Annotated in this window: 21 protein-coding genes; 10 read left to right on the top strand and 11 right to left on the bottom strand. The window is 70.4% G+C overall.

Annotated features, from left to right (window positions below):
- Positions 1–60 precede the first annotated feature (60 nt).
- The gene (locus tag BLT59_RS26285) at positions 61–828 is read left to right on the top strand and encodes an MOSC domain-containing protein (protein ID WP_175544136.1); all 768 of its coding nucleotides are present in this window, start codon (positions 61–63) and stop codon (positions 826–828) included.
- A 171-nt stretch (positions 829–999) separates the two neighbouring features.
- On the opposite strand, the gene BLT59_RS26280 is transcribed toward BLT59_RS26285, so the two are convergent.
- Positions 1,000–1,587, bottom strand: coding sequence for a c-type cytochrome (locus tag BLT59_RS26280; protein ID WP_091787920.1), 588 nt, complete (start codon positions 1,585–1,587; stop codon positions 1,000–1,002).
- The gene (locus BLT59_RS26275; protein ID WP_091787917.1) at positions 1,587–2,864 is read right to left on the bottom strand and encodes a PQQ-dependent sugar dehydrogenase; all 1,278 of its coding nucleotides are present in this window, start codon (positions 2,862–2,864) and stop codon (positions 1,587–1,589) included. Before BLT59_RS26275 ends, BLT59_RS26280 begins: the two co-directional genes overlap by 1 nt.
- Before the next feature lie 398 nt (positions 2,865–3,262).
- Between BLT59_RS26275 and BLT59_RS26270 the strand changes: the two genes are divergently transcribed.
- The gene (locus BLT59_RS26270; protein WP_091787914.1) at positions 3,263–3,916 is read left to right on the top strand and encodes a protein-L-isoaspartate O-methyltransferase family protein; all 654 of its coding nucleotides are present in this window, start codon (positions 3,263–3,265) and stop codon (positions 3,914–3,916) included.
- Between the two features lie 13 nt (positions 3,917–3,929).
- Here the strand turns inward: BLT59_RS26270 and BLT59_RS26265 are convergent, their stop codons facing one another.
- From BLT59_RS26265 to BLT59_RS26255, 3 genes are read right to left on the bottom strand one after another with little or no spacing between them, the layout of a single operon-like run.
- Positions 3,930–5,396 carry a flavin-containing monooxygenase gene (locus BLT59_RS26265; RefSeq protein WP_091787911.1) on the bottom strand — a complete coding sequence of 489 codons (1,467 nt, stop codon included), beginning with the start codon at positions 5,394–5,396 and terminating at the stop codon, positions 3,930–3,932.
- On the bottom strand, positions 5,393–6,295 hold the full coding sequence (locus BLT59_RS26260; protein ID WP_091787908.1) for an alpha/beta hydrolase: 903 nt from the start codon (positions 6,293–6,295) through the stop codon (positions 5,393–5,395). The genes BLT59_RS26265 and BLT59_RS26260 overlap by 4 nt, the downstream gene beginning before the upstream one ends.
- The gene (locus tag BLT59_RS26255; RefSeq protein ID WP_091787905.1) at positions 6,295–7,140 is read right to left on the bottom strand and encodes an SDR family NAD(P)-dependent oxidoreductase; all 846 of its coding nucleotides are present in this window, start codon (positions 7,138–7,140) and stop codon (positions 6,295–6,297) included. The genes BLT59_RS26260 and BLT59_RS26255 overlap by 1 nt, the downstream gene beginning before the upstream one ends.
- Before the next feature lie 102 nt (positions 7,141–7,242).
- Between BLT59_RS26255 and BLT59_RS26250 the strand changes: the two genes are divergently transcribed.
- Both BLT59_RS26250 and BLT59_RS26245 read left to right on the top strand, forming a co-directional pair.
- Positions 7,243–7,905 (top strand): TetR/AcrR family transcriptional regulator, encoded by a 663-nt coding sequence (locus tag BLT59_RS26250; RefSeq protein ID WP_091787902.1) that lies wholly within the window; start codon positions 7,243–7,245, stop codon positions 7,903–7,905.
- A 57-nt stretch (positions 7,906–7,962) separates the two neighbouring features.
- Positions 7,963–9,210: a NupC/NupG family nucleoside CNT transporter gene (locus BLT59_RS26245; protein ID WP_091787899.1), complete on the top strand. Its 1,248-nt coding sequence runs from the start codon at positions 7,963–7,965 to the stop codon at positions 9,208–9,210.
- Positions 9,211–9,628: 418 nt separating this feature from the next.
- Here the strand turns inward: BLT59_RS26245 and pqqA (BLT59_RS26235) are convergent, their stop codons facing one another.
- Together pqqA (BLT59_RS26235) and pqqA (BLT59_RS26230) are read right to left on the bottom strand one after the other, a co-directional pair.
- Complete coding sequence (pqqA, locus tag BLT59_RS26235; RefSeq protein WP_007559225.1) at positions 9,629–9,718, bottom strand: pyrroloquinoline quinone precursor peptide PqqA; 90 nt, start codon at positions 9,716–9,718, stop codon at positions 9,629–9,631.
- A gap of 78 nt (positions 9,719–9,796) precedes the next feature.
- Positions 9,797–9,886 (bottom strand): pyrroloquinoline quinone precursor peptide PqqA, encoded by a 90-nt coding sequence (gene pqqA / locus BLT59_RS26230; protein WP_007559223.1) that lies wholly within the window; start codon positions 9,884–9,886, stop codon positions 9,797–9,799.
- Positions 9,887–10,321: 435 nt separating this feature from the next.
- Here pqqA (BLT59_RS26230) and mgtE point away from each other — a divergent pair, with 435 nt between their 5' ends.
- Positions 10,322–11,692, top strand: coding sequence for a magnesium transporter (mgtE, locus tag BLT59_RS26225; RefSeq protein WP_091787893.1), 1,371 nt, complete (start codon positions 10,322–10,324; stop codon positions 11,690–11,692).
- A gap of 12 nt (positions 11,693–11,704) precedes the next feature.
- On the opposite strand, the gene BLT59_RS26220 is transcribed toward mgtE, so the two are convergent.
- From BLT59_RS26220 to paoA, 4 genes are all read right to left on the bottom strand, one after another.
- Positions 11,705–13,246, bottom strand: a complete 1,542-nt coding sequence (locus tag BLT59_RS26220; protein WP_091787891.1) for an acetate--CoA ligase — start codon at positions 13,244–13,246, stop codon at positions 11,705–11,707.
- 97 nt (positions 13,247–13,343) lie between these two features.
- Positions 13,344–15,566, bottom strand: a complete 2,223-nt coding sequence (locus tag BLT59_RS26215) for a xanthine dehydrogenase family protein molybdopterin-binding subunit (RefSeq protein ID WP_091787889.1) — start codon at positions 15,564–15,566, stop codon at positions 13,344–13,346.
- Positions 15,567–15,587: 21 nt separating this feature from the next.
- A complete protein-coding gene (locus BLT59_RS26210) occupies positions 15,588–16,562 on the bottom strand; it encodes an FAD binding domain-containing protein (RefSeq protein WP_091787886.1) in 975 nt (324 codons plus the stop codon).
- 10 nt (positions 16,563–16,572) lie between these two features.
- Complete coding sequence (gene paoA / locus BLT59_RS26205; RefSeq protein WP_091787884.1) at positions 16,573–17,223, bottom strand: aldehyde dehydrogenase iron-sulfur subunit PaoA; 651 nt, start codon at positions 17,221–17,223, stop codon at positions 16,573–16,575.
- A gap of 306 nt (positions 17,224–17,529) precedes the next feature.
- Here paoA and BLT59_RS26200 point away from each other — a divergent pair, with 306 nt between their 5' ends.
- The 5 genes from BLT59_RS26200 to BLT59_RS26180 form a co-directional block, all read left to right on the top strand.
- Complete coding sequence (locus BLT59_RS26200) at positions 17,530–18,354, top strand: aldo/keto reductase (protein ID WP_091787881.1); 825 nt, start codon at positions 17,530–17,532, stop codon at positions 18,352–18,354.
- Positions 18,355–18,491: 137 nt separating this feature from the next.
- Positions 18,492–19,508, top strand: coding sequence for a quinolinate synthase NadA (gene nadA, locus BLT59_RS26195; RefSeq protein WP_091787996.1), 1,017 nt, complete (start codon positions 18,492–18,494; stop codon positions 19,506–19,508).
- Positions 19,505–21,028, top strand: a complete 1,524-nt coding sequence (locus BLT59_RS26190; protein ID WP_091787878.1) for an L-aspartate oxidase — start codon at positions 19,505–19,507, stop codon at positions 21,026–21,028. The genes nadA and BLT59_RS26190 overlap by 4 nt, the downstream gene beginning before the upstream one ends.
- A complete protein-coding gene (nadC, locus tag BLT59_RS26185; protein WP_091787875.1) occupies positions 21,025–21,897 on the top strand; it encodes a carboxylating nicotinate-nucleotide diphosphorylase in 873 nt (290 codons plus the stop codon). The genes BLT59_RS26190 and nadC overlap by 4 nt, the downstream gene beginning before the upstream one ends.
- A gap of 268 nt (positions 21,898–22,165) precedes the next feature.
- Positions 22,166–22,647 (top strand): KUP/HAK/KT family potassium transporter (locus BLT59_RS26180; RefSeq protein WP_244514158.1); only part of this gene is annotated, 482 nt, incomplete at its 3' end.

The following is a 22,647-nucleotide window of genomic DNA, read 5'->3' as shown; positions in this document are numbered from 1 at the left end:
GCACCACAAGGGGCGGTGAAGCTCTTGCGCGACGGATCAATTCAGGGCCACGCTCCGCGCATGACCGCATTGATTCATGTCAGCGCCCTGTATCGCTATCCGGTGAAGGGCCTGAGCCCCGAACCCGTCGAGCGGGCGGAGCTGGAGACCAGCGGCTTCTTCCCGGGCGACCGGCTCTATGCCATCGAGAACGGCCCCTCGGGCTTCAACGAGGTCGCGCCTCGGCACCAGCCCAAGACCAAGTACCTGATGCTCATGCGCGACGAGGCCCTGGCCCGGTTGCGCACCCGCTACGACGATGCCACGGCGACGCTCACCGTGGAGGGCTCCGGCGAGGCGCAGGCCTTCCGCCTCGACACCGAGGCCGGGCGCGCGGGCCTGGCGGATCTGATGCGGCTCTTCGTCCCCGAGAGCCTGCGCGGCGAGCCGAAGGTCCTCGCCGCCCCGCCGCAATACCGCTTCACGGATTCGCCGACCGGCTACGTGTCGGTGATCAACCGCGCGAGCGTGGCGGCGGTCGAGGATTACATCGGCAGGCCCGTGGATCCCCTGCGCTTCCGCGGCAACCTGCTGGTCGAGGGGCTCGCGCCCTTCGCCGAGTTGGACATGGTCGGGCAGGTGGTCGAGGCGCCGAGCGGGCTGCGGCTCAAGATCACCAAGCGGACCGTGCGCTGCGCGGCCACCAACGTCGACCCGGTCAGCGGCATGCGCGACTGCGACATCCCCTGGACCCTCGACGCGCGCCTCGGTCATCGCGACCTCGGCGTCTACGCCGAGGTGATCGCCGGCGGCGCGCTGCTGAAAGGCGATGCGCTGCGGGTGGTGTGACACGCGCTCGCGGCGACCGTCCAACCCGATCCCCTCATCGTGCGGTGCGGCGCAGCCGCCTCGGAGGCGGTCTCCAGGGACGACCCGTGAACCGGAGGCCTCCTTCGAAGCCTCCGTCGCGCTTCGGCACCTCAGGATGAGGTCATGGATGGTGGTCTGACGACAGCGCCGTCAGAGCCGCGACACGTAGGCAGCCAGATCCGCGATGTCGCCCTCGCTGAGCCCCTGCGCGACCTCGTTCATGGCCGGGTCGTAGCCCGGCCGGGCGTTCGACTTGTAGCCGGCGAGCGCCTTGGCGAGATAATCCTCCCGCTGCGCCCGGATCCGCGGAATCGCGTCGCGGCCGGCAAGGTCGGAGCCGTGGCAGGAATTGCACTGGTGCTTGGCGACGAGCCCCTGGGCCCGCTCGGCCAGGGCCGGATCGGCGGCCGGTCCGGACCGGCTGGGCGGCGGCAGGGTCGCCACCGCATCGGCATAGGCCCGCAGATCGTCGTCGGAGAACCCGGCGGCGACGTCGTTCATGGGAGGCGCCTCGCGCTGCTTCTCCCGGAATTGGAAGAGCTGCGTGACCACGTAGTCCGGGAGCTGACCGCCGAGGGAGGGCACCCCCTCGGTTCCGGAGGTGCCGGCCCCGTGGCAGCCGATGCAGGGCGCGAGGCGCTCCTGCATCGCGGCATCGGGCGCGGCGAGCGCCGCACCCGCCAGCACCGTGCCGAGGATGGGTCCCAATCCCCGGATCGCCCGTGACGATCGGCGCATCACTTGCCGTAGCTGACGCGGTAGATCGCGCCGTTGTAATCGTCCGAGACGAGCAGCGATCCGTCCTTGGCGACGAGAACATCGACCGGACGGCCGGCATACTTGTTGTCCTGGAGGAAGCCGGTCAGGAACGGCTCGACCGAGGCGATCTTGCCGTCCGATCCGGGTTTGGCCACGACCACGTCGCCGCCGAGCTTGGCGGTGCGGTTCCAGGACCCGTGCCGCGCGACGAAGATCGCATCCCGGTAGGCGTCCGGAAACTGCGTGCCGGTGTAGAACCGCAGGCCGAGCGACGCCGTGTGGGGGCCGAGGAGCGCCGCCGGCGCGGTGAATTCCGCGCAGGAATGGCCCCAGCCGTATTCCGGATCGGTGAAGGTGCCCTGGTGGCAGAACGGGTAGCCGAAATGCTGCTTGCCCGGCTCGGTGACGACGTTCAGCTCGTCGTTCGGGATGTCCTCCGACACCCAGTCTCGGCCGTTGTCGGTGAACCAGAGCTGCTTGGTCTTCGGGTTCCAGTCGAAGCCGACCGTGTTGCGCACGCCGCGGGCGATGACCTCGGCGTTCTTGCCATCGAGGTCGATCCGGCGGATCTGCGCGTGCGTGTCCGGCGGCATCAGGATGTTGCCCGGTGCCCCGATCGGCACGTAGAGCTTGTTGTCGGGCCCGATGGCGATGAACTTCCAGCCATGCGCCTCGTCCTTGGGGAGGTCGTCGTAGACCAGGGTCGGCTTCGCCGCGCCGTCGAGGTGGTTGGCGATGTCGTCGTAGCGCCAGATCTTCGAGAGTTCCGCGACGTAGAGCGCGCCGTCATGGAAGGCGACGCCGTTCGGCCGGTGCAGGCCCGACGCAATGGTCTTGACCACGCGCTTCCCGTCCTGGCCCGCCTCCGGCAGCACCGCGTAGACCTTGCCCACGGTCCGGGTGCCGACATACAGCGTCCCGTCCGGCGCTTGGGTCATCTCGCGGGCATTGGCGAGGCCGCTGGCATAGACCTCGACGTGGAAGCCTTCCGGCACCTTGAGCTTGTCCAGCGGCAGCTTGGCCGGGGCGGTCGCGAGCGGCGGCCCCGCGACGGGCGCGAGCTTCGCGGCCGCACCACCTTCGGGGCGGCCGTAGAGGGCGTCACCGCGTTCGACCGCCTTCACGCTCGCCGGCGGCGCCGCGGATGCGGGGGTCTCCTGTGCGTGCGCGACGTAAGATCCCACCGTCCCGAGGCCCAGGCAGGCGAGGGCGACGGCGAGGGAACCGGCGACGGTCGGTGTGCGGATCGGCGTCATGGTGTCTCCCGATGCGAACCGGTGCTCGGCCGGCCGCTTATGCTGAACTCATTATTCACCGATCCGCGCCAATGGCGCGACCCGTCGGATGAACGCGAGCGCGACAGCGCGCAGCCGACGTAACACGACGCCGAGTGACGGCTTTGGCGAGCGATCGAGGGGCTGAAAGCCGTCTGTCGACACCGTGCCGGAAGCGTCGCATTTCGCTCCGTCGTCAGCCGGAATGGCGATGGGCCGGGAGCCAACCCGACGTTCGACACGTACCCTCGCCTTGCGTTTTGGCCGACGATCTCCGAAAACGCCCCCCGTCCGGGAAGCTTAGGCTTGGCCGGGGATGCCGGCCGCGGGCCGGAGCCCGGCCGATGCGGCGTTCCGATCCGTTTCGAGGACACGGTTCGATGATCGATTACGCGCAGGCGCGGCGGATGATGGTCGACTGCCAGTTGCGGACCTTCGACGTGAACGACAACACGGTGCTCGACGCCTTCGACACCGTAAAGCGCGAGGCCTTCGTGCCCAAGGGCCGTGAGGCCTTCGCGTATATCGACCAGACCCTGAATTTCGGCGACGGAGCCGGAGAGACCCGCTGCCTCCCGGCGCCGATGGTGCTGGCGCGGATGGTCCAGGCCCTCCGGGTTCGGCCGGGTGTCGCCGCCCTCGACGTCGCCAGCGGCACCGGCTACGCGGCGGCGATCATGGCGCATCTCGGCGCGCAGGTCACCGCCCTCGAATCGGTCCCCGATCTCGCCGCCGAGGCTCGCGCCCGCCTCGGCGCCACCGCCCAGGTGGTGGAGGGCCCGATCGCCTCCGGCGCGCCCAAGCAGGCGCCCTTCGACGTGATCCTGATCAACGGTCGCGTCGAGGTCCGGCCGCAGGCCCTCCTGGAGCAGCTCAAGGATGACGGCCGTCTCGTCTGTGTGATGGGCCCGCACCGCAACGCCAAGGTGACGCTGTTCGTGCGCGCCGGCGATGCCTTCGGCGCGCGCCCGCTGTTCGACGCCTCGCTGCCCGGTCTCGAGGCCTTCGCGGCGGAAGCCGGCTTCGCGTTCTGAGGACCCGTCCCGCTCACCCCAATCGATAATCCGACAGGCGGGCGCGTCGCGCACTCCGGCGGTACGCCATCACCGAGTCCGGCCACAGCGTCGTGTTGCGTCCGCTCGCGTCGAGGTACCAGCTCCGGCAGCCGCCGGCCTGCCAGATGCTGTCGGCCATCCGGCTGCGGATCCGGTCGAGGAAGCGCGCCTGCGCCTCCGGCCGCACCTCGATGGCCCGGTTGCCCGTCCGCAAGGTCTGCAGGCAGTCGAGCACGTGCTGCACCTGGATCTCGATCATCGACACGACCGAGTTGTGGCCGAGGCCGGAATTGGGCCCGAGCAGCATGAAGTAGTTGGGAAACCCGGCGACCGTGATGCCCTGATAGGCCCCCATCCCATTGGACCAAGCTTGCGTCAGCCGCAGGCCGTCGCGGCCGACGAGGTGCATCCGCGCGAAAGTCGCGGTGACGTCGAACCCGGTGGCGTAGACGATCACGTCAAGGTCGTGGCTCCGTCCGGCTTCCGTGGTGAGGCCGGTCTCGGTGATCCGGGCGATGCCGTCCGTTTCCAGGGTGACGTTCGGACGCTGGAGCGTCGGATAATAGTCGTCGGAGATCAGGACGCGCTTGCAGCCGAGCCGGTAATCGGGCGTGAGCTTCGCCCGCAGGTCCTTGTCCGTCACGGCTTTCGCGAGATGCCGGCGGGCGAGCGCCTCGGCCTGTCCCGTGAGCTTCGAGACCTTGGTGAAGCCCAGGAAGGCGCGCACCTCGTGCAGCCAGAACAGCCGGGCCCGTTCGAGCCGACGGGCCAGGGGCAGGCGCCGGTAGCGCGCCTTCGCGCCTTCGGGAATGGCGTGATCGTGCTTGGGCATGATCCAGGGCGGCGTGCGCTGGAACAGCGTGAGCTGTGCGGCGACCTTGGCGAGTTCGGGCACGACCTGAATCGCGCTCGCCCCCGTGCCGATGACGCCGACGCGCTTGCCGGTAAGGTCGACGGAATGGTCCCAGGCCGCCGTGTGGAAGGCCGCGCCCGCGAAGGCGTCACGGCCCGGTATGTCCGGGTAGGCCGGGTGGTGCAGGCCGCCCATGCCCGAGACGATCGCCCGCGTCAGGATCGGCCCGCGGTCCGTTTCCACCTGCCAGAGGCCGCGCGTCTCGTCCCAGGTCGCACCCCTGAACGTCGTCCCGAGCCGGATCAGAGGCATCAGCCCGTTCCGCTCGGCGGTCTCCCGCAGGTAGGCCAGGATCTCCGGTTGCGGCGCGTACATCCGGCTCCAATCGGCTTTCGGAGCGAAGGACAGCGAGTAGAGGTGCGAGGGAATATCGCAGGCCGCCCCCGGATAGGTGTTGTCGTGCCACGTGCCGCCGATTCCGTCGGCCTTCTCGATCACCTGCAGCGGACCGATACCCGCCTGCCGGCAGCGGATTGCCATCGCGAGCCCCGAGAAGCCGGCGCCGACGATCAGGACGGCCAGGATCTCGGAGGCGGGCTCGGTCATCGCAGGGGGCTCCCGGACGGGGCGTGTGGTGCGTGCGCGTTCAGGAAGGCCGCGGCCTCGTCGAGGGACGTCCGCGCCTCCGGCAGCATGCTGGCCGCGAATTGCCAGGCGTGGGACACGACCGGGAAGAGCTTGAGCTCGGTCTCGACGCCGGCCGCCCGGGCCCGCTCGGCCATGCGAACGGAATCGTCGCGCAGGACCTCGCGGGCGCCGACATGGAACAGCAGCGGCGGGAAGCCGGTCGGGTCGCCGTAGATCGGCGAGATCCGTGGGTCGGCCGGATCGGCATCGCCCAGATACATCGGCCGGATCGCCGCAAGCGCCTGCGGATCGAACATGGCGTCGCGCCATGCATTGGTGACCCGCGACCCGCCCTCCGACACGAAATCCGTGGCGGGGGAGAACAGGGCCGCCGCCCAGGGCATCGGCAGGCGCCGGGTGCGGGCCTCAGCCATCAGAACGAGGGCGAGGTTGCCGCCAGCCGATTCGCCGGCCACGCAGGCCGCCCCGTCCGCGCTGAACGCCGCCCAGACCGCCGCCACATCGTCGACCGCGGCGGGGAACGGGTGCTCGGGGGCGAGGCGGTAATCGGGCGCGAAGATCGTGAAGCCGCGGCTCGCCAGCGCACCCGTGACGGGGCGGTGCGTCCGGGGTGAGCAGGCGATGAAGCCGCCGCCATGGATGTAGAGCATCCGTCGGCCGGGACCCGCCTTCGGTCGGATCCACTCGCCTTTGACGCCGCCGACGAGGCCCGGCTCGTAGGTCACGCCCTTGGGATCCGGGAAGGCCGGCGCCTCGAAGATCCGGCGGAACGCGGCCGCGTCGCGGGCGCGGGACAAAGGGCCCCGGACGCGGCTGCGGACCATGTAGGCCCCGAGATACGCGCGCAGACTTGCCATCAGAGGGTCCCGCCGGACAGGCGCACGATCGTCTTCCAATAGCTGACCGGCATCAGCCGCTGGATCAGAGCGGCGTTCTTGGCGTCCTTGCCGACGACGATCCGGGGGGATCGAGTCTCGATTCCGCGGATGATCGCGGCGGCGGCATCCGCGGGCGCGAGCGTCAGCAGCTTGCCGAACGCCTCCCGCGCCTTCTCGTCTTCCACGGCCGCGCGCTTGGCCGCCTCGGGATCGCTCGGGGGCCGCCGGCCGCGGGCGTTGCGCGAGATCGCGGTGGCCACGCCGCCCGGATGGACCACCGTCACCCCGAGGCCGGTGCCGGCATATTCGTGCCGGAGGGCCTCGGAGAAGCCGCGCACCCCGAACTTGCTCGTGCAATAGGCGACCTGGCCGGGCGGCGCGATCAGCCCGAACAGGCTCGACAGGTTGACGATCTGGGCCGCTGGGCGGGCGCGCAGCATCGGCAGGAAGGCGTGGCACATCCGCACGACGGCACGGAGGTTGATGTCGAGCAGCCACTCGAAATCGTCGAGATGCGTCTCGTCGAACCGGCCGCCGAGGGCGACGCCGGCATTGTTGATCAGGAGGTCGAGGTGCCCGAACCGCTCCGCCACCCAGTCCGGCAGGAGGCGGATCGCTTCGGCATCGGTGAGATCGAGGACCCGCCTCTCGACCGCAACGCCGCGGATCTTCGCGGCGGTGGCCGCCAAGCCGGTCTCGTCCCGGTCCAGCAGGAGAAGGTTGCAGCCCTTCGCGGCGAGGCCCTCGGCGAGGGCCGCGCCGATGCCGCTGGCCGCGCCGGTGATCAGGGCAACCGCCCCCGCGAGCTGGAACCGCTGTGCCAAACCGCGCCCCCCGGTGTCGCCGACCTGGATCGGACGTCCATCGGGGGATAGTCCCGGCCGGCCGGATTGTCTAGGGTGAACACCCTAGACGGGGACGGGGTCATGAAGCGGGGCGCGGGCCGCAGGATCGAGTTCGGTGCGGAGGTCGGCCCGCGGACCGGTGGTGCGGCGCCGAGCCCGGACACGCGCACGCGGATTCTCGCAGTAAGCCTCGCGCTGTTCAACGCCCGCGGACTCGGCCATGTCACCACGGCGGAGATCGCGGCGGCGGCGGGGATCCGCGAGGGCAATCTGCAGTACCATTTCCCACGCAAGAGCGGCCTGGTCGAGGCCGTGTTCGGGGCCTTCGAGGCCGAGGCCCTGGCGGTCGCGGGCCGGATGCCTGCCGACCCCGCGGCGCCGGAGGCGCTGCTCGCCTACCAGCGGGCGTGGTTCGATCTGATCTGGCGCTATTGCTGCATCTACCGCGACGGCATCGCCATGGTGGAGATCGCCCCGGCTCTGCGTCCGCGGGTCCATGCGCTCCGGGCCGAGACCCAGGCGCTGGCCCGCGGCGTCTTCCAGGCGGCCGTGCGGGCAGGGCGGCTTCATATCGGCCCGGACGCCCTCGGGCGGCTCATCGACAATGCCTGGATCGTGTCCAGCCACTGGATGAGCCACCGCCTCCAGGGGGGTACGACCCTGACCGAGGCCGACCGCGACTGGGGCTTCGCGCAGGTCCGCGACCTGTTCGCGCCCTATCTCGCGCCCGACCGCCCGGACTGACGGCCTCTGGCCCGAACCTTCCATACGCTCCGGCCAAGCTCGGACCCGAAGGACGCGATGCTCGACCGCCTGATCCATGCCGGCCTCAGCCTTCTGGTGCTGCTCGCCGTCGCCCTCCTGTTCTCGACGAACCGGCGGGCGATCAGCCCCCGCGTCATCCTCACCGGTCTGGCGCTGCAGGTGGGCCTCGGCGCAGCGGTGCTGTTCCTTCCTGCCGGACGGGCGGCGCTGGCGGCCGCCGCCGACGGCGTCGTGGCGGTGCTGTCCTACGGTGACCGCGGTACGGCCTTCCTGTTCGGTGGCCTCGTCGAGCCGAAGATGTTCGAACTGTTCGGGGGCTCGGGCTTCATCCTGGCGCTGCGGGTCCTGCCGCAGATCCTCTACGTCTCCGCGCTCATCGGCGTGCTCTACCATCTCGGCGTGATGCAGGTGCTCGCCCGAGGGCTCGGCGCGGTGCTCCGGCGGATTCTCGGCACCTCGCCGATCGAGTCGTTCTCGGCGGTCATCACCATCGCGATCGGCCAGAGCGAGATCGCCGTGGCCCTGCGCCCGTTCCTCGCCCTGCTCACCGGCGCCGAATTGTTCGCCGTCATGTCGAGCGGCGCAGCGTCCACGGCGGGATCGATCCTGGCGGGCTACGCGGCCCTCGGCGTGCCGATGACCTATTTGCTCGCGGCCTCGGTGATGGCGATCCCGGGGGGACTCGTCTACGCCAAGATCCTGATGCCCTCCACGGAGCCGACCCGGATCGCCACCACGCGGGTGGAGTTCGGCGAGACGCGTGCGGCCAACATCATCGAGGCGGCGGCCGACGGCACCCAGAAGGGGCTGGCGGTCGCGGTCTCGGTGGGGGCGATGCTGATCGCCTTCGTCGGGCTGATCGCTCTGGCGGACGGCCTGTTCGGCGCACTGGGCGGATGGTTCGGGTATCCCGCCGCCTCGTTCGTGGCCGTGCTCGGCTGGGCGCTCGCCCCGCTGGCGTGGCTGCTCGGGGTCCCCTGGGACCAGGCGACCCTGGTGGGCGGCGCGATCGGCCAGAAGCTCGCCTTCAACGAGTTCCTGGCCTATGCCAACCTGTCGCCGGTCCTGAAGGCCGGCACCCTGGAGCCGCGCGCGCAGGCCATCGTCTGCTTCGCCCTGTGCGGCTTCGCCAATTTCGCCTCGATTGCGATCCAGCTCGCGAGCTTCTCCAGCCTCGTCCCCGAGCGGCGCTCCGAGGTCGCCCGTTACGGCCTGCGGGCGATCCTGGCGGGGACGCTGTCGAACCTTACGAGCGCAGCGATCGCGGGGCTGTTCGTCGCCTGAGGGATCCGCTGCGCTTCCGTGCCACCAACGGGAGCGCCTTCGGACGCGCGTGCTTCGGCACCGGCAGGAAGCGGTCGAGGATCGATCCGATCCATACGACGGCGGGGCGCAGCAGCGCCCCGGCGTCGACGCGACCGGAATCATGCCAGAGGGGCGTGAGGAAGGCGGCGTCCAGGCGCTCCACGCAGCGCGGCGCTGGCGCGCCGGTGATCGGGCAGAGTGGACTTGCCGGATCGGTCGCAGGTGCTGCGTCCGCCAGACCTGTCCTCGTTCGCTCCGCGGCCCCGGATGGCGCTATGGCGGTTCAGCGACACAGGTTCGGTGCAGCACATCGGGCTGCGGTGCGGCTTATCCCGAGAACGCAAAAGAAAAGCGCCGCTTCGGAAGAAGCGGCGCTCGAACAAGCCGTGTCGACGTCTCAGTTGAACGTGTCGATCTCAGCCGACTCGTAGCTGGTGACTTCCATGCCGACGCAGATCTCGGAGACGACGGGAGCGGACCAAGCCATGATTTCCTCCAGGTAGATTGAAGCGATGGATAAAGCGGTCGCTGAGGCCGGAGCGAAGCGCTCCGGACGGTGCGCGACTTAGTTGAACGTGTCGATCTCAGCCGACTCGTAGCTGGTGACTTCCATGCCGACGCAGATCTCGGACACGATCGGGGCGGACCAGGCCATGGCGTTTCTCCTCGCGGTTGGTGAGATCCATATAGGCAATATCTTGGACGCAATACAAGCGAGCACAACACTTATATTTCTCATATGGAGCCCGGGAGCGGGCCGGGTCGCACGCCGCCGTGGCCGTGTGGCCACCCGGCGGGGCGCCGTTCAGCATCGGCTGCGCACAGGCGCGCTTTCGGCTTGACGGGCCCTTTGCGCGGGCGCACGACGCACCCGCGCGACGTTGTCATGGACGAGGCCGCGCTCCCATTCCAGCAGCGACCCGCGAAGCGACGTGCCCGACCGATCGTGCCTGCCGTGCCCAGCCACGCGCCGTCATCCCGCCTGAGCCGCTGAAAGGCCTGGCCGCGGGGCGATCGACGCGGCGGCCGGCCACGGCCCTGACCTAGGATGACCGGCGACGCGTCGCCTCGTAACCCACGAGGCGAGGCCATGAACGAGATCGCGCCCTTCGACACGCGAGTCGATCCCTCCGTCTTGGCCGCACGCCTGTCAGACGAACGGGCGCCCGACATCGTCGAGGCCCTGAACGAGGAAGCGCCCGAGGTCGCCGCCGCCATCCTGCTCGGACTTCCGATGGAGCGGGCGGTCGAGGTGCTGGACCAGCCCGAACTCGACTGCGCCGCCGACATCATCGAGATGCTGCCCCGGGACCGGGTTGCCGCCTACCTGTCGGGCATGTCAGCCGACCGGGTCACGGACGTATTCCGCGAGATCGAGGAGCCCGGCCGCTCCGACCTGCGCGCCCGCCTCGATGCCGAGACCCGCGGCGCCGTCGACCGGCTCTCGGCTTATGGCGAGGAGACGGTGGGCTCGCTGATGACGACCGAGTTCGTCACCGTTCCGGGCACCTGGACGGTGGGCCAGACCCTGGAGCACATCCGCCACGTCGAGAAGACCCGCGAGACGATCTACGCGATCTTCGTGCTCGACCCGCGCACCCGCGCGCTCACCAAGGCGGTGCCGCTGCGCCGGCTGATTTCCGGGGATCCCGCCGACAACGTGCTCAGCGTCGCGCCGGGGCGGCGGCCGCTCGCCGTGTCGCCGACCGCGAGCCGCGAGGAGGCGGCCCGGCTGATCTCCAAGTACGACCTTCTGGCGCTGCCGGTGGTCGACGCGGTCGGCCACGTCATCGGCATCGTCACCGTCGACGACATGATCGACGCGATGATCGAGAAGCAGACGCAGGACGTGCAGCGCTTCGGCGGCATGGAAGCGTTGCCCGAGCCCTACATGGATATCGGCTTCTTCACGATGATCCGGAAGCGCGCCGGCTGGCTCTGCGCGCTGTTCCTGTCGGAGATGCTCACGGCCTCGGCCATGCAGGGCTTCGAGGGGGAGCTGGAAAAGGCGATCGTCCTGACGCTGTTCATCCCGCTGATCATGAGTTCGGGCGGCAATTCCGGCTCGCAGGCGACCTCGCTGCTGATCCGGGCGCTGGCGCTCCACCAGATCCGCCTGCGCGACTGGTGGCGGGTGGCCTTGCGCGAATTGCCGACCGGAATCTTCCTCGGCGCGATCCTCGGCGTGATCGCGGTGATCCGGATCGTGGCGTGGCAGAAGCTCGGCCTCTACGATTACGGCGAGCACTGGCCGCTGGTCGCCGCCACGGTGGGCGCGGCGCTCGTCGGGATCGTGACGTTCGGCTCGCTCGCCGGCTCGATGCTGCCGTTCCTGCTCCAGCGGATCGGCTTCGATCCGGCCACCGCCTCGGCGCCGTTCGTGGCGACGCTGGTCGACGTCACCGGGCTCGTCATCTATTTCTCAGTGGCGCTGCTGATCCTGCGCGGGACGCTGCTGTAGCGCGGCGCCGCTCTACCCCGCCACAGCCTCGACCAGCCGCTTGCGCTGCACCTTGCCGTTGGCCGTCCTCGGCAGCGCGTCGAGAAATCTGATCTCCCGCGGCCGCTTGTAGGCGGCGAGCCGTTCGGCGCACCACGCGAGCAGCGCCGCCGCGTCGGGCTCGGCATCGGGTTGGAGCACCACGAAACCGCAGATCACCGTGACGTCGGCGCGCACCGGCAACTCGGCCACGCCGACCTCCGCCACGGAGGGATGGGCCGCGAGCACCACCTCCACCTCGTTGGGCGAGACGCGGTAGCCCATCGCCTTCATCAGGTCGTTGTTGCGGCCCTCGAACCAGAGGTAGCCGTCCTCGTCGAGCCGGGCGAGGTCGCCGCCGGTGAACCAGTCGCCGCGCAGGACCTCGGCCTCCTCCTCGGGTCGGTTCCAGTAGCCGAGCATCAGGGCGGGCTCCGAGCGGTGGACGGCGAGCAGGCCGGTCTCGCCCACCGCCAAGGGCACGGGCTCGCCCGCGACGGGCAGGATCGCCACCCGCCGGCCGGGCTGCGGCTTGCCGGGCGAGCCCGGCCGCACCGGGATGGTCGGGCCGCTGGAGATGTAGGTCGAGATCTCGCTCATCCCGAGGGCCTCGTAGAGCGGTTTGCCCGTCGCATGCGTCCAGGCGTCGAGCAGCTCCACCGGCAGCGGCTCGCCCGCCGTGCAGCCGTGGCGCAGGCTCGACAGGTCGTGCGCGCCCAGATCGCCGTATTTGAGGATCTGCCGGTAGAGGGTCGGGACGGCGGCGAACAGGGTGGCGCGGTACTCGGCGATCAGCCGCGGCCAGACGGCGGGGTCGCGCGGGCCGTTATAGAGCACCGCGGTGGCGCCCACCGACCACGGATCGCTCACGCCGACACCCAGCGTGTAGGTCCAGTTCATGGTGCCGGCATGCAGCATCACGTCGGTTTCGGTGAGCCCGAGCCAGTGGTCGAGCATCGGCCGGCGGCCGTAGGCGGCGCGGTGGGCGTGCAGCACACCCTTCGGCCGGCTGGTCGTGCCCGAGGTGTAGATCAGCATCGCCGGGTCGTCCGCGGCCGTGTCGGCGTAGTCGGGCAGCTTTGGGCCGGCCTTCAGGGCGGCGATGGCGGCGGTGTCGAGGAGGAGGCGGTCGCCCAGGGGCTCGGGCGCGAGAGCACAGCCGCTGCCGACCACCACGGCGGCCGCGCCGGAATTCTCCATGAGGAACGCCGCCTCGCCCTCGGTCAGCTGCGGCGAGGAGGGCAGGGCCACGAGGCCGGCGGCCAAGGCGCCGAAATAGACCAGGACGTAATCGGCCTCGTTACCCATCCGGATCATCACCCGGTCGCCGCGCCTCAGGCCGAGCCCGAGCAGGCCCGCCGCGATGGCGCGCACCGATTGCTCGACCGCGCCGAAGCTGAGACGATCGGCCGTGCCGTCCCCGATGAGGAGGAGGGCCGTCTTGTCGGGCCGCAGACGCGCGTTCTCGGCGAGGCAGTACCGCGCGGCGTTGAACCGCGCGGGCGGATGGCGGTCGTCGGACAGGCTGTCGGGCACCGGGCACTCCCCGCTTTCGGGCTTTTGGCCGGGTGTCCCGCCTGGGCGTGGTTCCGTCAACCTTGGGTGACGTGCTGCCGCGAGCGCGGCTCCGGATTCACGTCCGCCGCTGCGCCTGACTCTCCTGCTCTTCGAAACCCTTCAGCATCTTGTCGAGCGTCAGCGGGTATTCGCGAACGCGGATCCCGGTGGCGTTGTAGATCGCATTGGCGAGTGAAGCGCCGGCACCGCAGATGCCGAGTTCGCCGAGGCCCTTGCTCTTTAGCGGGTTCGCCTTGTCGTCGAGCTCTGGCAGGAACACCGCGTCGATCTCCGGGAGATCGGCGTGGACCGGCACGTGGTACTCGGCCATGTCGTGGTTGACGAAGTAGCTGTAGCGCGGATCGACCACCGCATCCTCCATCAGCGCCGCGCCGACGCCGAAGGTCATGCCGCCGATCGCCTGGCTGCGGGCGGTCTTGGCGTTGAGGATGCGCCCGCCGGTGAAGACCCCGAGCATCCGGCGCAGTCGGATCTCGCCGGTATCGGCGTCGACGCCGACCTCCGCGAAGTGGGCGCCGTAGGAATACTGGGAGAATTTCTGCTTCATCTCACCGGGCTTGATCTCGCCCGCCGCCTCCAGGCCCGAGCCGGCGAGGTCGGTGAGTGCCTCGGTGCGATTGCCGGACGTGACCGCGCCGTCGCGGAACGTGGCGCCGTCGGGATTGAGGTCGCCTGCCTTGAGCAGGGCCTGACGCAGGTTATCGCAGGCGACATACAGGGCCGAGCCCGCCGAGGCGGCGCCGAACGAGCCGCCGGAGCCCGCCGCGAAGGGAAAATCGGTGTCGCCCATCTCGACCCGGACGCGCTCGGGGGGAAGACCCAGCATCTCGCCGGCGATCTGCGTGAGAATCGTATAGGTGCCGGTGCCGGGATCGGTCATCGCCATCCGCACGACCAGCACGCCGTCCGGTCCGATCCGCACCTTGGCGGATGAGGGCATCAGCGGGTTGAGGCGGGCGGCGGCCGACATGCCCATGCCGACCAACCAGTTGCCCTCGCGCCGGCTGCCCGCCGCCTGCCGCTTGTCCCAGCCGAACAGGCGTGCGCCCTCGCGCATGCAGGGCAAGAGCTGGCGGGTGGAGAACGGCACCTTCTTCTCGGGATCCTCGGCCGGCTCGTTGCGCACACGCAGCTCGATCGGATCGACCTTCAACTGCTCGGCCAGCTCGTCCATGGCGCATTCGAAGGCGAGCTGACCCACCGCCTCGCCGGGGGCACGCATCGACGAGGCGATGGGCATGTTGAGGTTCACGAGCCGGTGGCGCGTCACGCGGTTCTGCGCCGCGTAGAGCGAGCGGGTGACGTTGGCGGAGGTCTCGAAGAAGCCGTCACCCTCGGCGGTGTCGGACCAGGATTCGTGGCTGATCGCCGAGAGGCGCCCCTCCGTGTCGGCACCGAGCCGGATCCGCTGGATCGTGTCGGTGCGGTGGGTCGCGACGTGGAATTCCTGCTGCCGGGTCAGCGCCACCTTCACGGGGCGCTGGATGACCTTCGAGGCCAGGATCGCGAGGGTCGCCTCCGGCTGGACCTGCAACTTCGCGCCGAAGCCGCCGCCGATATAGGGGCTGACGATCCGCACCTTCTCGGGCGGCAGCTTCAGGACGGAGCCCAGGGCCTTCTGCCCCCGGTTCGGCATCTGGTTGGACGTGTGCAGCACGACGCCGTCGCCCTCCCACGACGCGATGGTGGCGTGCGGCTCCATCTGCACGTGGATCTGGTTCGGCGTGACGTATTCCACGTCCAGCTTCACCGGTGCGGCCGCGAAGGCGGCGTCGAAGTCGCCGAGCTTCGAATCCGGCGGCGAGTTGACCGGCTTCGGCTCATAGGCCGCCGCGAGGTTGTCCTTGAGCACGCCCTTGGGCGTGCCGGCATCGTACCGGACCTTGACCAGCATGGCGGCCGCCCGGGCCTGCTCGAAGGTCTCGGCCACCACGAAGGCGACGGGCTGCCCGTAGAACCTGACCTCGGTCCCCTGGAGCTGCGGCCAGACCTGCTCCTTCTTCTCGCCTTGCTCGGGCACGTTCTCATGGGTCAGGACCAGGATCGTGCCCGGCGCCTTGCGGGCGGCCTCCGCGTCGATCGACCGGATCGTCCCGGAGGCGATCGTCGCCGGCACGATGAAGCCGTAGGCGGGGTTCTTCAGCGCCCGGGTCTCGTAGGCGTAGGGCGCGTGGCCCGTGACCTTGAGCTTGCCTTCGACCCGGTTCAGCGGCTTGCCGACGAGCCCGTCGGGCCGGTCGTCGAGGGGCGTCCGGCCGATCGGCTGGTTCATCTCCATGGGGACGGTCCTTCGGCGTTCTTACGCGCGGGTCGCCTGCGCCACGACGGCGCGCAGGGTCCGCCGGGTCAGCGGGATCTTGAAGTCGTTGCTGCCGTAGCCGCGGGCGCCCTTCAGCACCGCGTCGGCAGCGGAATCCGCCGAGCCGGTCTGCACCAGGGCGGTCTCGGCCTCGGCGACCCGCCAGGGCTTGTGCGCCAGACCGCCGAAGGCGAGGCGCGCCGCGGTCGGCTTACCGGTCTCGCCACCAGCGATCACGGCGGCCACCGACACGGTGGCGAAGGCGTAGGAGGCCCGGTCGCGGACCTTGCGGTAGATATGCGTGCCGGCCACCGGCTTCGGCAGCGTGACGGCGGTGATGATCTCGCCCTTGCGGAGATCCGTCTCGATCTGCGGGGTGTCGCCCGGCAGCTTGTGGAAATCGGCGATCGAGATGGTCCGCGTCTGCCCGTCCGGGTTCATCGTCTCGACGGTGGCGTCCAGCGCCCGCATGGCGACGGCCATGTCGGACGGGTTGGTGGCGATGCAGGCCTCGCTCGCGCCGACCACCGCCATGATCCGGTTGAACCCGCCGATGGCCGAGCAGCCGGAGCCCGGCTCGCGCTTGTTGCAGGGCATCGCCGTGTCATAGAAGTAGTAGCACCGCGTCCGCTGGAGCAGGTTGCCGGCGGTGGTCGCCTTGTTGCGCAGTTGGCCCGAGGCACCGGCCAGCAATGCTTTCGCCAGCACGGCATAGTCCTTCCGGATGCGCGGATCGGCGGCGAGATCGGAATTGCGCACGAGCGCGCCGACGCGCAGGCCACCCGCCTGCGTCGCCTCGACCTTGTCGAGGGGCAGCCTGTTGACGTCGATCAGCGTGGCCGGGGTCTCGATCTGAAGCTTCATCAGGTCGAGGAGGTTGGTGCCGCCGGCGATGAACTTGGCGTTCGGCCGCTCGGCCGCGAGCCTGGCGGCGTCCTGGACCGTTGCCGGACGCTCGTAGGTGAAAGCCTTCATGTCCGCCCCCTCAGAGGTTGCTGGCGGCGGTGTCGCGGATTGCCGCGACGATGTTGGGGTAGGCGCTGCAGCGGCAGATGTTGCCGCTCATCCGCTCGCGGATCTCGGCGTCGCTGAGCGTCGGGGTCGACGCGACATCCTCGGTGACGTGGCTCGGCCATCCGGCCTTGGCCTCGCTCAGCATGCCGACCGACGAGCAGATCTGGCCCGGCGTGCAGTAGCCGCACTGGAAACCGTCATGCTCCAGGAAGGCCGCCTGCATCGGGTGGAGCTTCTCGCCGTCCGCGAGCCCCTCGATCGTGGTGACCTGATCGCCCTCGTGCATCGCCGCAAGCGTCAGACAGGAATTGATCCGCCTTCCGTCCACCAGCACCGTGCAGGCGCCGCACTGGCCGTGATCGCAGCCCTTCTTCGTGCCGGTGAGCGCCAGATGCTCGCGCAGCGCGTCGAGCAGCGTCGTGCGCGTGTCGAGGACGAGATCGTGCGGCTGGCCGTTGATCGTGAGCCGCACCGGCATGGTCTGCGGGGCCGGGTCGCCTGAGGCCGCCGCCGCGGGCGCAGGCCGGAAGCCCAGGGCGCTGAGCGCCCCAGCCGCGGCGCAGCCCTCCACCACGGCCCGCCGCGTCAAGGCGAACGGCTTCTTCGGAGTCGCGTCTGTCATGCTGCTATCCCGCCCATGCGCAACGCATCACGGCGCGACGCAGTCTGGAATCCGGTGTGCCAACGTCCAGTTCGATGGATTAGATCCGGTCCAGACTGCGCCCGTTCACCGCGGCTTCGCTGATGTGCGCGCTGGACAGAGGCAGTTCGTCATCGCGAGCAACGCGAAGCGATCCAGGGCAGCGCGACATCGGTGACCGTGGCGCCGCTGGATTGCTTCGCGTTGCTCGCACAGACGGCGGCGCCTCGGAACGCGTCCCGTTGCGGGCGTTTGGGTTGATCGGACAATGTCACCGGAGCTTTCCTCATGGCCGTCCCGACCTTGCCGCTCAACGACGGGCGCCGCATCCCACAGATCGGCTACGGCTGCTGGCAACTCTCGGACGAGCAGGCGCCGGACCTGGTCGGCCGGGCACTCAAGGCCGGCTACCGCCTGATCGACACCGCTTCCGTCTACGGCAACGAGGCCGGCGTCGGCCGCGGCATCCGCGACGCGCAGGTGCCCCGGGACGCGATCTTCCTCACCACGAAGCTCTGGAACGATCGTCAGGGCCGCGACGAAACACGGCGCGCCTTCGACGAGAGCCTGCAGCGACTCGGCCTGTCCTATGTCGATCTCTACCTGATCCACTGGCCGTGCCCGCAGCGGCGCCTGTTCGTCGAGACCTGGAAGACGCTGATCCAGCTGCGCGAGGAGGGGCGGGCGAAGTCGATCGGCGTCTCGAACTTCACGCCCGAGCACATCGCCACCCTCGTCGGCGAGACCGGGGTGGCGCCCGCGGTGAACCAGATCGAGCTGCACCCGCGCTTCCAGCGTAAGGCGCCGCGCGCCGACGATTCCCGTCACGGCATCGTGACCGAATCCTGGAGTCCCCTGGGACAGGGCAAGGAGCTGAATGACCCGGTGATCGGTGCAATCGCCAAAGCCCACGGCAAGAGCCCCGCCCAGGTAGTGCTGCGCTGGCAGGTGCAGATCGGCTGCGTGGCCATCCCGAAGACCGCCCGGCCCGAGCGCATCCTCGAGAACATCGACCTGTTCGATTTCGAGCTCGGCGCCGACGAGATGGAGAACATCGCTGCTCTTGACCGGCCCGACGGCCGGATCGGGCCCGACCCCGCCACCTTCTGCTGACCGGTCGGCCTTCGGCGGCGCAGCATAACATCGCACCGCAAAAGATTTATGCTCACAGCTAGCATATCTAGACAGGCGTCCCCGGGCCTCATAAGTTAGACGGCACAATGCTCAAACTGAGCATAATGGAGGACGCCATGGCGGCGACCGTTGCACCCGTCTCCCGTACGCCCATCCCGGGCCTGCCGCTTCCGGACCTCTACGCGCGTGTCAGCCGGCACGTTCCCGCGATCGAGTGGCCGGCACTGGCGCCGGACATCGAGGCGATCCTGCGCCTGAAGCGCGAGCGCAACGCCGTGATCCTGGCGCACAACTATCAAGCGCCCGAGATCTTCCACACGGTGGCCGACATCGTCGGCGACAGCCTCGCGCTCGCCCGCGAGGCGGTGAACGTCGATGCCGACGTGATCGTGCTGGCGGGCGTCCACTTCATGGCCGAGACGGCGAAGCTCCTGAACCCGAGCAAGACCGTGCTGATCCCCGACATGGGTGCGGGCTGCTCGCTGGCCGACTCGATTACCGCCGCGGACGTGCGCGGCCTGCGCGCCAAGTACCCGGGCGTGCCGATCGTGACCTACGTGAACACCTCGGCGGCCGTGAAGGCCGAGTCGGACCTGTGCTGCACGTCCGGGAACGCCGTCGCGGTGGTGAAGTCGCTGAACGCCCCCCGCGTGCTGATGATCCCGGACGAGTTCCTGGCGCAGAATGTCCAGGCCGAGATCCCCGAGGTCGAGATCCTGACCTGGGCCGGCCACTGCGAGGTCCACGAGCGCTTCACGCCGGCCGATATCCGCGACGTCCGCGACAGCTACCCCGGCGTCACCGTCATCGCGCACCCGGAATGCCCGCCGGACGTGGTGGCCGAGTCGGACTTCTCCGGCTCCACCGCGATGATGATGGACTTCGTCGTCGAGAAGCGGCCGAAGCAGGTGGTGCTCGTCACCGAATGCTCGATGGCCGACAACATCGCGGCCCAGAATCCCGATATCGAGTTCATCAAGCCCTGCAACATGTGCCCGCACATGAAGCGGATGAGCCTGCGCAACATCCGCCGGTCGCTCGAGACGATGACCCACGAGGTCACGGTCGATCCGGCGCTCGCCGACCGCGCCCGGGCGGCGGTGGAGCGCATGCTCCAGGTGCGCACGCGATGAACGCCTTTGCCCGGAACACTGCGGACCGCGTCGTCGTGGTCGGCGGCGGCGTCGCGGGTCTCAGCGTCGCGCTGCGCCTCGCCCCCCGCCCGGTGACGCTCGTCACCGCATCCCCCCTCGGTCTCGGAACCGCCACCGGCTGGGCGCAGGGCGGTATCGCCGCCGCGGTCGGCGCTGACGACGCGGCCGAGCTGCACGCCGCCGACACGGAGGCGGCCGGCGCCGGGCTGACCGAGCCCGACGTCGCGCTCCGCGTTGCCCAGGAGGGCCCCGCGCTGATCGACTGGCTGGTGCGGATCGGCGTGCCGTTCGACCGGGCCGACGACGGCGCTCTCGCGCTCGGGCTCGAAGCCGCGCATGGCCGCCGCCGCATCGTCCGCTCCGGCGGTGATGCCACCGGCGCGCGCGTCCTCGAAGGGCTGGTCAGGGCCGTGCTGGCCGCACCCTCCGTCGAGATCGTCACGGCGCGCGCCTGCGACCTGCTCCGGGACTCGAACGGGGCTGTGGCGGGCGTCGTCGCCGAGCGCGACGGCGCCCTGTTCCGCATCCCGGCCCGCGCCGTGGTGCTGGCCACCGGCGGCGTCGGCGCCCTGTACGCGGCGACCACGAACCCGCCGGGCGCGGTCGGACGCGGGCTGGCGCTCGCCGCCCGGGCCGGGGCGGTGATGCGCGACATGGAATTCGTGCAGTTCCACCCCACCGCCATCGCGGCCGGCGCCGACCCGATGCCGCTCGCCACCGAGGCCCTGCGCGGCGAGGGCGCCCGCCTGATCGACGAGACCGGCGCGCCCGTGATGGCCGGAATCCGCGGCGGCGACCTCGCCCCCCGCGACGTGGTCGCCCGCGGCATCTTCCAGGCGCTGCAGCGGGGCCGTACCGTCTATCTCGACGCGCGGGGTGCGCTCGGCGCCGCGATGCCGACGCGCTTCCCGACGGTGGCGGGTCTCTGCGCCGCTGCGGGGATCGACCCGGCCGTGCAGCCGATCCCGGTCCGCCCGGCGGCGCATTACCACATGGGCGGCGTGAAGGTGGACGCGCACGGCGCCACCTCGGTGCCGGGCCTCTACGCCTGCGGCGAGGTCTCCTCCACGGGCCTGCACGGCGCCAACCGGCTCGCCAGCAACTCGCTGCTGGAGGGGCTCGCCTATGCGCGCTTCATCGCCGACGGGCTCGACGCGCCGCCGCCGGCGGCCATCGTGCCCCAGGCCGTGAAGGCCCGCAGCTCCGGCGACCTGCCGGCGATCCGCACCCTGATGGAGCGCCAAGTCGGCGTCGTCCGCGATGCCGCCGGTCTCGCGGTGGCGGTGGCCGCGCTCGCGCCCGAGGCGGAGGCGTGCGACGCGGCCCTGGTGGCGCTGATGATCGCCCGCGGCGCGCTGGAGCGCCGGGAGAGCCGCGGCGCCCATTGGCGCAGCGACCATCCGCATCTCGTGGCCGCGACCCACACCGAGACCACGCTGGCCGATCTCCGGGCGGCGGAGCGCGGCCGGGCGGCCGCCGAGGAGGCCCTGACGCCATGACCCGATCGGTCCTCTCAGACGAGATCCTGCCCCTGCCGCGGCTCCTGGTCGAGCCGGTGGTGCGCGCCGCCCTGCTGGAGGATCTCGGCCGGGCGGGCGACATCACCACCGACGCCATCGTGCCCCCGGGCGCGCGGATGCGCGGCGTGATCGCCTCCCGCCAGGACGGCGTCATCTCGGGCACCGACGCCGCCGCCATCGCGTTCGCGCTGGTCGATCCGGCGGTGAGCGTCACCGTCGAGCGCGGCGACGGCGCGCGCGTCGCTCCGGGCGACGTGGTGCTGCGCCTCGAAGGCCCGGCCCGGGCGATCCTCACCGCCGAGCGCGTGGCCCTGAACCTGCTCTGCCGCATGTCGGGCGTCGCCACCGCCACGCACGGCCTCGTCGAGGCGGCCCGCCCGCACGGCAAGGCCTCGATCGTCTGCACCCGAAAGACCACGCCGGGCCTGCGCGCCCTGGAGAAGCACGCCGTGCGGGCCGGGGGCGGCTCGAACCACCGCTTCGGCCTCGACGACGCGGTGCTGATCAAGGACAACCACGTGGCGGTGGCCGGTGGGATCGTGCCGGCGATCGCGCGCGCCCGGGCCAGGGCCGGCCATCTCGTGAAGATCGAGTGCGAGGTCGACAGCCTGGAGCAGCTGGACGAGGCCCTCTCGGTCGGGATCGACGCCGTGCTCCTCGACAACATGACTCCCGACCAGCTCACCCGCGCGGTGGCGATGATCGACGGCCGCGCGCTCTCCGAGGCCTCGGGCCGGATCACCCGCGAGACGGTGGGCGCGGTCGCGGCGTCGGGCGTCGACCTGATCTCCTGCGGCTGGATCACCCACTCGGCCGCGATCATCGACCTGGGGTTGGACGCCGCCTGACCGGCGGGCGCCGGGCTCACCGGCGCCTGCCGTCGTTTCACTGTCATCACGTTCGGGTGACAGGTCTTCGTCGTGGTCGCATCGGAGAAGTCCTGAGTCTATCGCCGCGCGACTGACTTGCTAGGGTTTCGCGGGACCGCGAATCCACCGATCGGATCTGCCCGTGAGCCAAGCCCTGCATTCCACGGCTGCCCCGGCGGTCGATCTTCCGGCGGCTCCGGTGGCGCGCAAGCCCGGTGCGGTCCGCCACGGGCCCGGCGGGGCGCTGATGCTCGGCGCGCTGGGTGTTGTGTACGGCGACATTGGCACGAGCCCGCTCTACGCGTTCAAGGAGGCTGTGAAGGCGGCCACGGCCGGCGGCGCGGCCGTGCCGGCGGCGGCCACGGGGGCGGTCTCGCTGATCCTGTGGTCGCTGATCCTGATCGTGTCGCTGAAATACGCGGTGCTGATCCTGCGCGCGGACAATCGCGGGGAGGGCGGCATCGTCGCCATGCTGGCGCTGCTCGGCGCGCGGCATGCCCGGCCGGGCACGTGGAAGGCGCTGCTGCTGGTGGTCGGGCTGGTGGGGGCGGCGCTGCTGTACGGCGACGGGGCGATCACGCCGGCGATCTCGGTGCTGTCGGCGATCGAGGGCCTGAAGGTCGACGCGCCGGCGCTCGGGCCGTTCGTCGTGCCGATCACGCTGGTGATCCTGGTCGGCCTGTTCCTGGTCCAGCACAAGGGCGTGGCTGCCATCGGCCGGGTGTTCGG

The organism is Methylobacterium sp. UNC378MF (assembly GCF_900103195.1).
In the GTDB taxonomy this organism is placed as follows: Bacteria; Pseudomonadota; Alphaproteobacteria; order Rhizobiales; family Beijerinckiaceae; genus Methylobacterium.
Note: the sequence above shows the minus strand (reverse complement) of the source record. Positions and strands in the feature narration are given on the sequence as shown.

Coding starts and splice junctions, on each gene's coding strand:
- BLT59_RS26285 (WP_175544136.1), top strand. CDS start 61: ATGACCGCATTGATTCATGTCAGCGCCCTGTATCGCTATCCGGTGAAG.
- BLT59_RS26280 (WP_091787920.1), bottom strand. CDS start 1,587: ATGCGCCGATCGTCACGGGCGATCCGGGGATTGGGACCCATCCTCGGC.
- BLT59_RS26275 (WP_091787917.1), bottom strand. CDS start 2,864: ATGACGCCGATCCGCACACCGACCGTCGCCGGTTCCCTCGCCGTCGCC.
- BLT59_RS26270 (WP_091787914.1), top strand. CDS start 3,263: ATGATCGATTACGCGCAGGCGCGGCGGATGATGGTCGACTGCCAGTTG.
- BLT59_RS26265 (WP_091787911.1), bottom strand. CDS start 5,396: ATGACCGAGCCCGCCTCCGAGATCCTGGCCGTCCTGATCGTCGGCGCC.
- BLT59_RS26260 (WP_091787908.1), bottom strand. CDS start 6,295: ATGGCAAGTCTGCGCGCGTATCTCGGGGCCTACATGGTCCGCAGCCGC.
- BLT59_RS26250 (WP_091787902.1), top strand. CDS start 7,243: ATGAAGCGGGGCGCGGGCCGCAGGATCGAGTTCGGTGCGGAGGTCGGC.
- BLT59_RS26245 (WP_091787899.1), top strand. CDS start 7,963: ATGCTCGACCGCCTGATCCATGCCGGCCTCAGCCTTCTGGTGCTGCTC.
- pqqA (WP_007559225.1), bottom strand. CDS start 9,718: ATGGCTTGGTCCGCTCCCGTCGTCTCCGAGATCTGCGTCGGCATGGAA.
- pqqA (WP_007559223.1), bottom strand. CDS start 9,886: ATGGCCTGGTCCGCCCCGATCGTGTCCGAGATCTGCGTCGGCATGGAA.
- mgtE (WP_091787893.1), top strand. CDS start 10,322: ATGAACGAGATCGCGCCCTTCGACACGCGAGTCGATCCCTCCGTCTTG.
- BLT59_RS26215 (WP_091787889.1), bottom strand. CDS start 15,566: ATGGAGATGAACCAGCCGATCGGCCGGACGCCCCTCGACGACCGGCCC.
- BLT59_RS26210 (WP_091787886.1), bottom strand. CDS start 16,562: ATGAAGGCTTTCACCTACGAGCGTCCGGCAACGGTCCAGGACGCCGCC.
- paoA (WP_091787884.1), bottom strand. CDS start 17,223: ATGACAGACGCGACTCCGAAGAAGCCGTTCGCCTTGACGCGGCGGGCC.
- BLT59_RS26200 (WP_091787881.1), top strand. CDS start 17,530: ATGGCCGTCCCGACCTTGCCGCTCAACGACGGGCGCCGCATCCCACAG.
- nadA (WP_091787996.1), top strand. CDS start 18,492: ATGGCGGCGACCGTTGCACCCGTCTCCCGTACGCCCATCCCGGGCCTG.
- BLT59_RS26190 (WP_091787878.1), top strand. CDS start 19,505: ATGAACGCCTTTGCCCGGAACACTGCGGACCGCGTCGTCGTGGTCGGC.
- nadC (WP_091787875.1), top strand. CDS start 21,025: ATGACCCGATCGGTCCTCTCAGACGAGATCCTGCCCCTGCCGCGGCTC.